Raw genomic sequence first — 13,949 nt, forward strand, 5'->3', positions numbered from 1 at the left:
CGATAATCTGTTCAACAGAAACCACGGGGCAAGAAGTGACGCTATCTTATCCAAATATCGAAGTTGTCTATGTCCGATTCCAATACGATCTTAGAATGTCGCAATCTCAACAAATCTTTCGGTGAGTTTACCGCTGTCCACAACCTAGACCTCTGCATTGAACAGGGCGAGTTTTTCTCAATATTAGGTCCATCAGGGTGCGGAAAAACCACTTTGCTACGCATGCTCTCGGGCTTTGAAACGCCGACAAGCGGGCAAATATTGCTTAATCAAACCAACATCACCCAGACGCCACCGAATCGGCGTCCACTCAACATGGTATTTCAGCACCTCGCGTTGTTCCCAAACATGAGTGTGGCGGATAATGTTGCTTTTGGTCTTAAACAGCGTGGTGAGTCGCGAGCAACGATTGAAAATAAAGTCACCAACATCCTAAAGCGCGTTGATCTTGCTTCTCAAGGCGCGAAGCGTGTTCAACAACTGTCTGGTGGTCAGAAGCAGCGTGTCGCCCTTGCTCGCTCTTTAGTGCTTGAGCCCAGTGTATTATTACTGGATGAGCCCTTAGGTGCATTGGATCTGAAGCTTCGTGAACAGATGAAGATTGAACTTAAACATTTGCAAAAGTCATTTGGCACCACGTTTATTTATATTACGCATGACCAAAGTGAAGCGCTAATGATGTCTGACCGTGTTGCAGTAATGAACGCTGGACGGTTCGAACAGATAGGCACTCCTACAGACTTGTATATGAATCCGCTCACCCCCTTTGTTGCCGAATTTGTGGGCCAAAACAACAAAATCGCCGGACAAGTCGTGCGTATTGACCGTGACCATATCCAATGTAAGCTCAACTCAGAGCATACGGTAACACTACCGACACCCCAAACTCCACCCCTAAACGTCGGGCAAGCGATAAGCTTGTATCTCCGTCCGGAATCTATTCATTTCAGTCACGAGCCCAATCAAGACAACAGCATTGCAGGTCAGATAAAAGAACTACTCTTTGATGGCGCAGCAAGCGGCATTGTCGTGACCAGTGATCTTGGTGACCTGAGACTATCGATTACACCAACCCAATTAAATCAGTTACAAGGACCGTCACTCTCGCTCCAAGATAGACCGATATCCATACATTGGGCGCCTGAGCAAGCCATTATTTTGGAGGCACAATGATTCATCGATTGTCTACACACCAGAAATGGGCGATTGGCTTGTTTTTAGCACCAGCTTGCGTCTGGCTAGTCGCACTCATACTGATTCCACATGTGCAATTACTCGAATTGGCTTTCTCCGACAGGCGTGGCGGTTGGACAACACGGCATTTCGAACAGTTTTTTGCTCACAGCTTATATTGGAATACCTTTATTCGTACCGCATGGATGTCTCTGCTGGCGACGTTGTTCACGCTACTGCTTGCTTTCCCCATCGCCTACTATATCGCCAAAATCGCCAACACTAAAAATCGACTGCTGTTAGTCATGGTCTGTATTCTGCCATTTTGGCTCAGTGAGCTCGTGCGAGCGTATGGCTGGATGATCGTTTTACGCGAATCGGGCTTACTCAGTCACTTGCTTGTTTGGCTTGGTGTGACAGAACATCGTATCGAATTTCTCTACAATGATTACGCCATTATTATGGGGCTTATCTACAACGGTCTGTTATTTATGCTCGTGCCACTCATCAGTGCCTTGGATAGCTTAGACAATAGTCATATTGAAGCTGCGTTCGATCTCGGCGCATCCCGTTGGGTGGCTTTAACCGCCATTGTTATCCCTCATGCGATGCCGGGCATTGTCTCGGGTTGTATCATTGTATTTATGCTCAGTTTAGGTAATTACCTGATACCAAGTCTTATGGGAGGTAAAGACAGCTTATGGTTTACCGAGCAAATATTCACTCAATTCATTACCCGTTTTAACTGGGAACAAGGCTCAGCACTTGGGCTTCTATTGCTGATTCTATCGTCGCTGTTGGTCTGGCTGGGACTCAAAATTAGCGGTCAATCTCTTCAATCTACCGTGGGTCGCTAGGAGCCTGTTCTATGATTTCATCTGTGCCATTTTCTAACCCATCACTTCGCCTTTATCAGTGCCTAGTCGCCCTGTTCCTGCTGTTTTTATTGCTACCGCTGGCGGTGGTGGTAGGATTCTCATTTCACCATGCCACCTACCCTTCGCTCCCATGGCAAGGCGCCAGTTGGGTTTGGTATTTTGGCGACTCCGCACCATACATTGGATTAATCCACGACTCTCGCCTACTCGACAGCCTATTCACCAGTATTCAAGTCGCATTTGGCGTCGCTCTGATTTCAACCCTGCTTGGCTTAAGTAATGCTCATCTACTCGTCCGTTATCGTTTTCGAGGCAAAGAGTTGTTGTCGATCTTAATGCTGATACCTTTAGTGATTCCGGGGGTAATTCTGGGCATTTCTATCCTTGTAGCCTCCAGTTCATTAGCAAACAGTGTTGATGACCTATGGTTATGGGAATGGCAGTGGGCGAGACCCGGGCTGATTCTTGTCGTACTGGGTCAAGCGACCTTCATTACTTCGATTACCACGCTGGTTTTGCTCGCGCGTTATCGACGATTCGATCCGAGCTTAGAAGAAGCGGCACTCAACCTTGGCGCGACGCCATGGCGTGCCTTTTACGCGGTAACCCTGCCCTTTTTGCGCCCGACAATTGTCAGTGCATTCATCGTCAGTTTTTTGATGTCCTTCGAAAACTTTAATACCACACTCATGCTGGTCGGCTCAGACTCACCATTAACCGTTGAGATGTATCAACGAATGCGCGAGGGATCGACCCCGGTTATCAATGCCGTGTCGGTGATCTTGATGTTAGGTTCTGGAATCTTGGCTAGCGGTTATATATGGACACAGACCAAACAGCAATAAATTATCCTTTGCACTAAAATGACCCATTACTGTCCCCTAATCCGATAGAACTGGTACTACCGAAGCTTGAGCTTACTTTACTAAGGTGTGGATGCATATTTCTACATTTCAAAAGGAGCTTGATATGTATTCAAAGTCAAAACTCGCCCTTGCGGTTCTACCTGCATTGTTGCTGAGTGCTTGTAATTCTGAGGATCAAACAACGACGGTCGACGCCGATACCGTATTCTACAATGGCACCGTGGTCACTATGGATGATGAGCAAAGTGTTGCAACGAGCGTGGCGATTAAAGATGGCGTGATCGTCGCACTGAATGTTGACCCCGATGAGTACTCCACCGTAAATACCAATAAGGTTGACCTCTCAAGCCAGACCATTGTTCCTGGCTTTATTGATGCGCATGGGCACCTTTCCAGTGTTGCTCAAACCGCGAGTTATGCCAACCTTGCCCCTTCTCCTATTGGTACTAGTGACTCTATTGCTCTGCTCGTCAATGAAATGCAAACCTTTTGGCAAGATATAGAGCTCGCTGATGGTCAGTGGATGATAGGGACAGGCTATGACGATTCCTTATTAGCCGAACAAACTCACCCGACCCGGGATGACCTCGACCAAATCAGCACTGAAGTGCCTATTGTAATCATTCATGTCTCATATCACTTAGCCGTCGTTAATAGCAAAGCACTCGAAGTGTTAGGCATCACAGCAGAAACCGAAGATCCTGATGGGGGTAAAATCGTTCGCTATGATGACAGCAATGAACCGAACGGTGTGCTTGAAGAAACGGCGATGTACCTTGCAATGGTGGCATTTAGCTCCGCTCCACAAGATGAACAAAGCGTCCTAGACATGTATCAAGACACACAAGATTACTACGCTAGCTTTGGCATTACTACGGTGCAAGATGGCGCTGCAGGCTATGAAACCATTAAATACTATGAGTCCCTTGCCAGTGCGGAGCAGTTGATGCTGGATGTGGTCGCTTTCCCAACTTGGGATGCCTACGCCATGATGAAACTCGATGACTACAGTACCAGTAAAGAGTACGACAACAGATTCCGAATTGGTGGAGTAAAATTAATATTGGATGGTTCACCGCAAGGTAAAACCGCTTTTATGACCCAACCTTACCTTAATCCACCCACTGGTGAATCCAACTCCTATGTCGGCTATGCAACACTCACCAGTGATTTCCTTGAAGTCAAATTGAGCGATTATCTCGAAGAGGGCACGCAATTTATTGTTCATACCAATGGTGACGCTTCTGTTGATATGTACCTTGACGCGCTTGAAACCGTGACCACAGAAGAGACCGATTACAGCACAATCCGCCCGGTATCAATACACTCACAAACGACTCGAGACGACCAACTTGAACGTATGCTGACCTATCAGATGATCCCCTCCTTTTTTAGTGCCCATACCTTCTTCTGGGGAGACTGGCATCGTGATGAAGTCTTTGGCGTCGAAAGAGCTGAACGTATCAGTCCAACTCGCTCCGCAAGCAACCTCAATATTGCTTATACCACCCACAATGATGCGCCTGTCGTCGACCCTGATATGATCCGCCTCATGTATAACACCGTTAACCGTGTCACCCGCTCTGGACAAACGTTAGGTGAAGAGCAGAAAGCCACCGCTTATGAAGCACTGGCATCGATGACCAAGAATGCGGCTTATCAATATTTTGAAGAAGATTCAAAAGGGACGATTGAGGTTGGAAAACGTGCCGACCTAGTGAGACTGTCAGCCAACCCACTCACGATTGAAGAAGATAAAATCAATACTATCGAGGTAATGCAGACCTACAAAGATGGTGAACTGATTTATCAACAATAACGATTGACGAACGGTTTATAACCTCTAAGAAATAACTCTGCCTTGGATAACGACAAGGCAGAGTTAATATCCACTGCATTATATTCACTTCCAACCCAGCACTGACTACGATTTGCACTCATTCGCCGCCAAAAACATCTCAACACACTCCTGAATATAGGCTCGTCTCTCTGCGACGGTTTCGCCGCTATCCAAATCAAAAAAGCTCCAATAGACCGACTTGCCATGGAACAGCAACAGTAATTGACTGGCGGCTGACTTCGCGCTGCTATGCAGATTCAATGTCAGGTCTCCACGGTCGATTTTTTTCTCTAAATATTCCGTCAATACCTGCGTTGTTTGCTCGGCGCCCATTTTGATAAACGTCTTGGCGATATCAGGGTGAGTGATGGATTGAGAGACGGCATTATGAAAAGTCTGCTTGGCTTGAGGATCGAGCAAAAGTTCCTGAAAATTAAAGCCGAAGTCGATCAAGACTTGCTTGAGGGGCAATTCAACATCCAGCGCATTAGGATCAAACACCCGCTCAGCACAGCGCTCATGCATGCAAGTAGCAAACAACTGGTCTTTGTTTTGAAAGTGCGCGTAAACCGTCTGCTTCGAGACGTTGGCGGCTTTGGCTATCTGTTCCATATTGATGCGATAACCTTGCTCACTAAATAGTTGCGAGGCCGCCTCTAGGATCTGTTGTCGTTTCTTTTCACTTCGCTGCATAACATTAAGATTAGTGCATTTCAAAATTAAACCAATTATTAACATAATCAAACTAGACAGTCTAGTTTGATCAGTTTAGGCTTAATGAACATTATTGACCCGACGAGAAGTTCTTGATGGAAGCAAGCAACGGAACCAGTCGCCACGCTGGAAATAAATCAACACTGCGCCACCGTAAACTCAGCGCTCTGGCTATGCTAATGATCAGCGTCTTGGCTGGATGTAACCCTGCAACGGAATCCGTCGATCCCACCCCAAAGGCGCTTAGTGTACAAACTCAGCCACTGGTTCAAGTCGACTCCTATCATGTGGAGCGTCAATATGTGGGAACGGTCAAAGCGGGTCAGCAAGCTAACCTCGGTTTTGAGTTGGCAGGCAAGGTAGAGGCGCTTCTTGTCGATGTCGGTGATCATATCGAACAAGGGCAGCCACTTGTGAAGCTCGACACGGCATTGCTAGAAACCGAATTGAGCCAATATCAAGCGCAAAAACATGAGGTGAAAGCGCAACTCGACTTAGTTAATGCCAATCTCAAGCGTCAACGTTCGCTTAAAAGCAAAGGTTTCAGTGCCGAGGCAGAAATTGATTCCCTCACCAGTCAGCAGCAAGTGCTGCAAGCCAACCTATTGCGCCTTGACGCCACCATTCAAGCCAACGAACTGAGAAAAAACAAGTCCACCATCATTGCCCCCTACTCTGGCATCATCGCCAGTCGCCATATTTCTTTAGGAGATGTGGTTAATGTCGGCAACCCAACCCTGACATTACTCGCCGCCGACGACAAAGAAGCGTTTATTGGTATCCCAGCTTATCTGGTTGGCAAAATCACCGCCAACCCAGAACAAACCATCAAGATAGGTCGCACAAACTATCCCGCTACGTTGCTCAATTCCGGCGCACTGGTCGACACCCAATCAAGAACCGTGGGGCTGCGTTATTTACTTCCACAACAGGCACCAGTGCTTGACGGAGAGCTGGCTTACTTGCTCTACCAAGATGAGATAAGCGAGACAGGCTACTGGATCCCACTGACCGGTTTGATTGATGGCTTAAGAGGTGTCTGGAATGTATTTATCGTCAACCGCGACCATCAAGTCGAACGTCGCACTGTTGAGGTGCTATTTGCCAACGACCAGATGGCGTTTATCACTGGTGCCATTGAACCAAACGAACAGATTATCGCTTCGGGATTACATCGCATCGTTCCGGGTCAGCGGGTCAACCCCACGCTGATCACTGATAGCACCGTAACCGAATAGAACAACAGAATCGTAGGAGCGATGAATGAATATCATGGGCGCAATTGCCAATACTCGACTGCTGATTCTTATTACTGCATTGGTTTTAGTGGCAGGAATATCCGCGTTTACCACCTTACCTAGAGCCGAAGATCCCATTATCAGTAATCGCTTTGCGACGGTGATTACGACCTTTCCCGGTGCCAGCGCAGAGCGTGTAGAAACCCTAGTGACCGACGTGGTTGAGAATCAACTGCGTGAACTTAGCGAGGTGAAATTACTGACCTCCAACTCTCGTCCGGGGATTTCCATCATCACCATCGAGCTTAAAGATGACATTGTTGAGCCAGAGCCGGTGTGGTCAAAAGCCCGCGATAAACTCAATGATGTCACACCGCAACTTCCCGATGGAGCGGGCAGCCCCGAGATCGACAGTGACCACACCTATGCCTTTACCATGATTACCGCGTTAACTTGGCAAGGGGCAGGAGAGCCCAACAAGTTAACCATAGGTCGCTACGGCAAGGAGCTAGCGAAGAGACTGCGCAACCTTTCAGGAACGGAATTTGTTGATGAATATGGAATGCCCGAGGAAGAGATCCTCGTGACCATAAACACTGCCGATGCGGCAGCGTTAGGCCTTTCCAGCCTCACGATCGCCGACGCACTGAGTGGTGCCGATGCAAAGAACTCATCGGGCGAGTTGGTCAGCCAGCATACTCGCTTTGGTCTCGAAATCGCCTCGGATTTAGACTCAATCGAACGGGTCAAACAAGTGCCTATCTCTATCAACAGCCTCGGTCATATCATTCACTTAGAAGATATTGCCAAGGTCAAACGCAGCGAGAAAACCCCAAGCGAAGAGATCGCCATTATCAATGGAAAACCGGGCGTCATTATAGCCGCTCGAATGCAACCGACACTGCGGGTTGATCACTGGACCGAGAATGCCACCGCGGCGATTCAGCGTTTTGAGCAAGATTTACCGAGCAATATCAAAGTCAATGTCTTGTTCAATCAACAAGGTTATACCGAAACTCGCCTTAGCGACTTGGCTCAGAGCCTGTTGATCGGCTTCGTGCTGATCTTAATCGTGCTGTTTGTCACATTAGGCGTTCGTGCCGCGCTGTTGGTCGCCATCTCATTACCACTCACCTCTTTATTAACGCTGTCTTTAATGAAAGCCACGGGTGTGCCCATTAACCAGATGTCAGTGACGGGTCTGATTGTCGCTTTGGGTATCATGGTGGATAACGCTGTGGTCATGGTCGACACCATACAGAGCTACCGCCTCAAGGGGCAGCAGCGTTTACAAGCGACCTATCAAGCCATCAAACATTTGTGGGTGCCTCTGCTCGGCTCAACATTAACCACGGTTCTTGCCTTTGCCCCGATTATTTTGATGCCCGGCGCAACGGGCGAGTTCGTTGGCGCGATTGCCATCACCGTCTCCTTCTCTCTGCTGGGTTCCTATCTCCTGTCTCATACTTTAATTGCCGGATTGGCGACCAAATTGTTACCCGGTCACTTACATCAAGCCAATCAAACCCACAGCGATGCTTGGTATGTCACTGGGCTGCGTATTCCTGCGTTAACGCGTGCATTTGAAAAGTCGGTCCGTGCGGGGGTCAATTATCCTAAGCTTGCGATTGTCTTAGTCCTTATCGTTCCCATAACGGGTTACTGGAGCATCAGCCAACTCACGGAGCAATTCTTCCCACCTTCAGATCGTGATATGTTTGAGGTTCAGGTTTACCTTCCACCTCAGGCGAGTATTCACGCGACGAAAGCCGTCACTGACGAGATTGACACGATTATCCGCAGCTATGCAGAGGTCGAAAGTGTCAACTGGATGGTTGGTGCCAACTTCCCTTCGTTTTATTACAACCTGCAAGCTCGGGAAAACAACGCACCCTACTTTGCGCAAGCGATGGTGAAAACCGGCGATTTTAGTCAAGCTTATGCGTTAATTCCGAAATTGCAGCAAGTGGTTAATGAGCGAGTGCCCCAAGCGCAGATCTTGGTTCGAGAGCTCAATCAAGGTCCCCCGTTTACCGCACCGATTGAATTGCGTGTCTATGGCGAAAACCTCAATACCCTAAAAGCCATCGGCGAAGACATACGCCTTATCCTCGCCAGCACGCCCCATGTTTCGCACACTCGTGAGACACTGCAACCCGGTACGCCAAAGGTTTGGCTGCACGTTGATGAAGATACCGCCAAGCTGAATGGTCTATCACTTAATCAAGTGGCTGGGCTGCTGCAAGCCACCTTTATCGGTCAGAAAAGTGGCTCGATTATCGAGGGCAGTGAATCGCTTCCGGTGCGTGTGCGCGTATCGGACGAACAGCGCGAAACCGTCTCCAATCTGGGCAATATCCATTTACCGGTGCAATCTGATATACAAACGGCGGGTGTCAGCGTCTCGACCTTAGCGGATTTAACTCTTACCCCAAGTCGAGGCGCTATTCCTCGCCGCAACGGTGAAAGGGTTAACTCGATTGAGGGCTATATTGATGCTGGAGTGTTACCGCAGACAGTTCTCAATGCGTTCCAGCAACGGCTGAAAGATTATTCATTACCCACGGGTTATCGCATTGACTTTGGAGGGGAATCCGCTGAACGTGATCGCTCGGTGAACAGTCTGGTGTCCAACATCGCCGTGGTGGTGGTGTTGATGATCTTAGTGGTGGTCATGTCATTCAACTCATTCAGACTGAGTACTATTATCTTTAGTGTCGGTTGGCTGGCAGGCGGTTTGGGACTGCTTTCGGTGTGGCTATTTGACTACCCGTTTGGCTTTACTGTGATTATTGCCATGCTAGGGATTATTGGCTTGGCGATTAACGCCGCCATTGTCATCTTGGCTGAACTAAAACAAGACGCCAACGCCGCTTCTGGCGATATCAGTGCCATCGTCGCCGCCGTGATGTCTTGTACGCGACACATTTCATCCACCACCATCACCACGGTGGGTGGATTTATGCCACTTATTCTCGCCGGAGGTGGCTTTTGGCCGCCATTTGCAGTGGCGATTGCGGGCGGTACGGTATTAACAACCTTGCTCTCATTCTATTTTGTGCCTTCAATGTTCTTGCTAATGACTCGGGGGCGAGCATTAAAATAGCGCAAGGCCATGTATGTAGAAAATACGATTGAATTTCATACCGCCAAGGGAAGTATTACTAATCAATACGCGGCAATCCGTGAAGTTATTTGTAAAAAAGGTGGACTTCACACCAGCGTTAAGACATTCTTCCCGTCCATTTATTTAACCTAGCCAATGAGACGAAGTGCCTGCTGAGCGATTCCTCAGCCTCCCGTATCTCATGAGTAGTAAGGAGTTCCACTTGAACCTATTTGTAAGAGATCTTACCGTTATCGATTCATCATATATCTGTGAACACAGAGGAGTCGTAGGAGATAGTTGGATTCTAGATGTCACCCTATCCGGTGAATTGAATGAGATGAGCATGGTGCTCGATTTTGGCAAGGTTAAAAAACAGATCAAACACTTGGTTGATGAACAGGTCGATCACCGTTTGTTGCTTCCGATGCGCAATCAGGCTATTACGCTTGAACCAAGCAAAACCGGATACGCCAAGCTCGATGTGTTACGTGGCGAAAAAAGCCTCCACCTGCACTGCCCTGATGAGGCTTTCTGCTTGATCGATGCGGAATCGATCACGATTGAAACTGTCACTCGCCACGTTTATGACATTTTGCGCGCTAACCTTCCTAGCAATGTAACGGGTTTAACCCTCACACTGCGCCACGAAGATATTCAAGGTGCGTATTATCACTACACTCACGGGCTCAAAAAACATGATGGTAACTGCCAACGTATTGCGCACGGTCATCGCTCCCCAATAGAAATTTGGGTTGACGGTCAACGTGACGCGCAAAAAGAGAACGCCTTTGCCAAACGCTGGCAAGATATCTATTTGGCTTCAAAAGAAGATCAAGTCACGCTAGCGGAACTGGATCTGAGCGACAACGCTAAGGCAATTACCGACAGCAGTCACTTCGCATTTCGCTACAACGCGCCTCAAGGCACGTTTGAACTCGCCATCGCAAAAAGCGACACCGAGATCCTGACCACTGACACCACGGTTGAACTATTGGCAGACTATATCGCCGATGAGATAAAACCAACGTTAGCACCGCAGCAGACACTACAAATCGTGGCATACGAGGGTGTTGGCAAAGGGGCGATGGCGTTTCGATAAGCTAGAGGGTAACCAATAATCCTGTGTTGCTACTCTTATCAACGACAATCATTTTCATAATCTTATTGCCGCAATAAGGGAGCAACACCTCGACCATTGAGGGTGACTCTTTAGACATTTGACCAAGCAAGGTACCAAATTGACCATCATCGGAAGAAATTAATACCGGGGTCGTGATGGGTGTATTGTTGATGGCGAGAGTAAATGTGGTTCGCTGTAAAGTGCTAAATTCACCCTTGTGTATTCTCAACGCTAACCCACCATTTTCACATCGATTATTGATTAACCGACACTCAAAAAGAAGCGGATCTTGCAACTCCTGCGCAAATTCCATCTTTTTATCGAGAGAAAATAGGTTGGGTAATGAATACCCAACCAAAAACAGCAATACAATCGCTAACAGTTTTTTGTACATCATAATCTTTGTTCAAGATGTCATTGTTGCTTGAGGTGGCGAGCTTGAGGTAACTATGACCCTATGAGCTGTCATCCAACAAACGACTACACTACGAAACGCTGGCTCTCTTTAGTTAATCCATCAATAGAGCTAGACAGTGCTTTGATCGCCAATTTTTGCTCTTCTGACTGTTCAGCAATAGAGTGAGATGAGCGATTAACACTCGACATCGTATCGGTAATTTGATTCAACGCCTGCGACTGTTCACTCACCGAGGTGGTGACATGATACATCTGATCATTGACCGATGAGATGTTCGTTGAAATATCTTGAGTGACCTCGATAATCTCTTGTACGGCATGGCTAACATTATCTGAGTAATCTATTACGCGACTAATGTTACTTGTCGAGAGTTTAATATTATTATCCAACACGGACAGTGACTGGTTGATCTCTTCAACACTTGCATTGGTTCGGGTTGCTAATTGACGAACTTCATCTGCAACCACTGCAAAACCTCGACCTGCCTCACCCGCTCGAGCTGCCTCGATAGACGCATTTAACGCCAGCAGGTTAGTCTGCTCAGAAATACCTGTAATGGTTAGTAGTATCTTATGGATACTCTCTGTGTCGCGGACAACGTTAGCGACATTATCTTGTGTATCGCCAATCGTTTGTTTCAGTGTGTCCAATGTTGTTTGGCACATTGCCGACCTATCAAGCGCATTGCTACTTAAATTGCTCGCCTGCTCAGTATTTTCATTACAAGTTTGTGCAATCGATGACATCGAACTAAATGAACTGCCCAGTTCTTCAATAGCAGTCGCCACCATTTCTGAGTTCATCGCATTTTGCGAAACCTGATGTTCAACCACGGACACATTGGATACCAAGTTGTCAGCAACACTTTCCAAGTTGCCAATGGCCTGCTTTTGAACCGAAACCATACTTTGCAGCTGAGAGATCAGTTGATTAAATCGTTGGTAAAACTCATCGCCTTGCTGAAGTTCTAGACGTAAATCCAATTTATCGTCTTGCACTAATTTTTCAATCGAACGCGCAACATACTCTGTACGACGCTCACTCTGAGCCATCGTCAAACACGCGTAAATTGATACGCTCGCTTGGAAAATAGCATACAAGCAGTGTTCAATTACCAGCGAAAACTCGGTGCCCGGCGGGTAAGCGTAAACTGGAAATCCATAGTTTTGTAACATATAGAAGCCGACATGGTGTAACGCCGCCGCGATAAGAGTATGCAAAACCATCAACCAATCGATATAAAGCGTCATCAACCCCAGTAGGATGAAGACTTCAAAATGAAGCATCTCATCCCCATAAGCTTGATGGATATGTAAAGCGACAAAACCGTATAAAAGGTAGGGTAAAATTGAACGGTAAGTTTTCGCGTTTAATAGAAATACTGCTGCGGTTAATACAAGTGCAATCGTCAAATCGATCGTGCTATAGCCATAGCGGAAAAAGTACACGAAAGACAAAAGAGAGAGGGGAACGCCGATAAAGTACGTCTTGTCTTTAAAAGATAAAGTCTGCTTAAAATCCATTTTTACTCCAATAAAACATATAATTATGGACAACTGATACTGGCATATTGTTTGAGCGTTAACTCTTGTAATTAATTGTTACCACATTGTATCGACCAAGCCTATCGTTTCTTGAGTATTTCTCCTAACAGCAATTTTTCTTTACAGTAACTTTTCCTAACAATAATCTCCTTTAGCAACGATTTCTCTTAACAACAGTTTCTCTTAACAACAGTTTCTCTTAAAAACTGTTTCTCTTAAAAACAATGAAATTACACTAACCCCAACCCACTCAATACCATTTGCACCGTAAACTCTTCGGCTTCAGCAAACTCTTGCTCGGTGAGAGGTTGGCCGTTTAACAAGCCAATTTCTGTATCAAAATCGGCATAAAATTGGGTGGTTCCCCAAATCATAAACAGCAGATACAGCGGTTCGATGGCACGCAATTTCCCTTCATCAATCCATTGCTGAATAACCGCGGACTTCTGTTTACTCCAACTGATCATCGGGCGCTCTAGAATATCCTTCACATTGGGCGCACCTTGGATAATTTCCATAGCAAAAATCTTTGATTCCATCGGATGGGTGCGGCTATAGCGCATTTTTTCGCGAATATAGTTGCCAATCACCAGCGCGGGTTCTTGTTCGCGATGTTGCTCCGAAAATCCTTGATTCCACATATCCATGATGTCGCTTAACAGCGCCTTATAGAGTCCCGTTTTTGACTTGAAGTAATATAAAATATTGGCTTTAGGGAGTTCGACTCTATCGGCGATCGCCTGAACCGATGTGCCTTTAAATCCATGCCTCACAAATTCTTGAGCAGCGGCGCTGAGAATTCGCTGTTGATTTTTCTTGCGTATCGCGCCTGTGGTTTCTGTTTTGTCCTTCGATTTCGATACCGTGGTCACTATCGATCCTCATCCTTGTTTCTAATCACCCAATAACTCTTTCTTTACATTCAGCAATCTCAACCAAACTGTCAAGCAGAAAAGTACCTTGTCATATTGAGGTTTGCCCAAGAGCACGACGCACTAACATGGCGCAGTTGCACTATAAAGCCACCATAAGTTGCAACCAAATAGACA

The 13,949-nt window shown here is 46.8% G+C and carries 11 protein-coding genes; 7 read left to right on the plus strand and 4 right to left on the minus strand.

Going from position 1 to position 13,949, the window contains the following annotated elements; genetic code table 11:
* Positions 1 to 69: 69 nt before the first annotated feature.
* The 4 genes from L9Q39_RS08100 (at position 70) to L9Q39_RS08115 (ending at position 4,736) form a co-directional block, all read left to right on the plus strand.
* A complete protein-coding gene (locus L9Q39_RS08100) occupies positions 70 to 1,173 on the plus strand; it encodes an ABC transporter ATP-binding protein (protein ID WP_237484584.1) in 1,104 nt (367 codons plus the stop codon).
* Positions 1,170 to 2,030 (plus strand): ABC transporter permease, encoded by an 861-nt coding sequence (locus tag L9Q39_RS08105; RefSeq protein ID WP_237484585.1) that lies wholly within the window; start codon positions 1,170 to 1,172, stop codon positions 2,028 to 2,030. The genes L9Q39_RS08100 and L9Q39_RS08105 overlap by 4 nt, the downstream gene beginning before the upstream one ends.
* A gap of 11 nt (positions 2,031 to 2,041) precedes the next feature.
* Entirely contained in the window at positions 2,042 to 2,896 is an 855-nt protein-coding gene (locus L9Q39_RS08110) for an ABC transporter permease (RefSeq protein ID WP_237484586.1), read from the plus strand.
* Positions 2,897 to 3,020: 124 nt separating this feature from the next.
* On the plus strand, positions 3,021 to 4,736 hold the full coding sequence (locus L9Q39_RS08115; protein ID WP_237484587.1) for an amidohydrolase: 1,716 nt from the start codon (positions 3,021 to 3,023) through the stop codon (positions 4,734 to 4,736).
* A gap of 105 nt (positions 4,737 to 4,841) precedes the next feature.
* On the opposite strand, the gene L9Q39_RS08120 is transcribed toward L9Q39_RS08115, so the two are convergent.
* Positions 4,842 to 5,450, minus strand: coding sequence for a TetR/AcrR family transcriptional regulator (locus L9Q39_RS08120; protein ID WP_237484588.1), 609 nt, complete (start codon positions 5,448 to 5,450; stop codon positions 4,842 to 4,844).
* A 116-nt stretch (positions 5,451 to 5,566) separates the two neighbouring features.
* On the opposite strand from L9Q39_RS08120, the gene L9Q39_RS08125 reads away from it, so the two are divergent.
* The 3 genes from L9Q39_RS08125 to L9Q39_RS08135 all read left to right on the plus strand — a co-directional run bounded on the left by L9Q39_RS08125 (position 5,567) and on the right by L9Q39_RS08135 (position 10,917).
* Positions 5,567 to 6,709: an efflux RND transporter periplasmic adaptor subunit gene (locus L9Q39_RS08125; protein WP_237484589.1), complete on the plus strand. Its 1,143-nt coding sequence runs from the start codon at positions 5,567 to 5,569 to the stop codon at positions 6,707 to 6,709.
* Positions 6,710 to 6,734: 25 nt separating this feature from the next.
* On the plus strand, positions 6,735 to 9,815 hold the full coding sequence (locus L9Q39_RS08130; RefSeq protein ID WP_237484590.1) for an efflux RND transporter permease subunit: 3,081 nt from the start codon (positions 6,735 to 6,737) through the stop codon (positions 9,813 to 9,815).
* A 223-nt stretch (positions 9,816 to 10,038) separates the two neighbouring features.
* Complete coding sequence (locus L9Q39_RS08135; RefSeq protein WP_237484591.1) at positions 10,039 to 10,917, plus strand: 6-pyruvoyl trahydropterin synthase family protein; 879 nt, start codon at positions 10,039 to 10,041, stop codon at positions 10,915 to 10,917.
* Between the two features lies 1 nt (position 10,918).
* Here L9Q39_RS08135 and L9Q39_RS08140 read toward each other — a convergent pair whose 3' ends face one another.
* The 3 genes from L9Q39_RS08140 to L9Q39_RS08150 form a co-directional block, all read right to left on the minus strand.
* Complete coding sequence (locus L9Q39_RS08140) at positions 10,919 to 11,335, minus strand: hypothetical protein (protein WP_237484592.1); 417 nt, start codon at positions 11,333 to 11,335, stop codon at positions 10,919 to 10,921.
* Between the two features lie 83 nt (positions 11,336 to 11,418).
* Positions 11,419 to 12,879 carry a methyl-accepting chemotaxis protein gene (locus tag L9Q39_RS08145; protein WP_237484593.1) on the minus strand — a complete coding sequence of 487 codons (1,461 nt, stop codon included), beginning with the start codon at positions 12,877 to 12,879 and terminating at the stop codon, positions 11,419 to 11,421.
* Between the two features lie 251 nt (positions 12,880 to 13,130).
* A complete protein-coding gene (locus L9Q39_RS08150) occupies positions 13,131 to 13,772 on the minus strand; it encodes a TetR/AcrR family transcriptional regulator (protein WP_237484594.1) in 642 nt (213 codons plus the stop codon).
* Positions 13,773 to 13,949 lie beyond the last annotated feature (177 nt).

This window comes from Vibrio hippocampi (assembly GCF_921292975.1).
GTDB classification, from domain to species: Bacteria; Pseudomonadota; Gammaproteobacteria; order Enterobacterales; family Vibrionaceae; genus Vibrio; species Vibrio hippocampi.

What these genes read in the sequence shown, in the direction of transcription:
- L9Q39_RS08100 (WP_237484584.1), top strand. Translation starts at nt 70, where the DNA reads ATGTCCGATTCCAATACGATCTTAGAATGTCGCAATCTCAACAAATCT.
- L9Q39_RS08105 (WP_237484585.1), top strand. Translation starts at nt 1,170, where the DNA reads ATGATTCATCGATTGTCTACACACCAGAAATGGGCGATTGGCTTGTTT.
- L9Q39_RS08110 (WP_237484586.1), top strand. Translation starts at nt 2,042, where the DNA reads ATGATTTCATCTGTGCCATTTTCTAACCCATCACTTCGCCTTTATCAG.
- L9Q39_RS08115 (WP_237484587.1), top strand. Translation starts at nt 3,021, where the DNA reads ATGTATTCAAAGTCAAAACTCGCCCTTGCGGTTCTACCTGCATTGTTG.
- L9Q39_RS08120 (WP_237484588.1), bottom strand. Translation starts at nt 5,450, where the DNA reads ATGCAGCGAAGTGAAAAGAAACGACAACAGATCCTAGAGGCGGCCTCG.
- L9Q39_RS08125 (WP_237484589.1), top strand. Translation starts at nt 5,567, where the DNA reads ATGGAAGCAAGCAACGGAACCAGTCGCCACGCTGGAAATAAATCAACA.
- L9Q39_RS08130 (WP_237484590.1), top strand. Translation starts at nt 6,735, where the DNA reads ATGAATATCATGGGCGCAATTGCCAATACTCGACTGCTGATTCTTATT.
- L9Q39_RS08140 (WP_237484592.1), bottom strand. Translation starts at nt 11,335, where the DNA reads ATGATGTACAAAAAACTGTTAGCGATTGTATTGCTGTTTTTGGTTGGG.
- L9Q39_RS08145 (WP_237484593.1), bottom strand. Translation starts at nt 12,879, where the DNA reads ATGGATTTTAAGCAGACTTTATCTTTTAAAGACAAGACGTACTTTATC.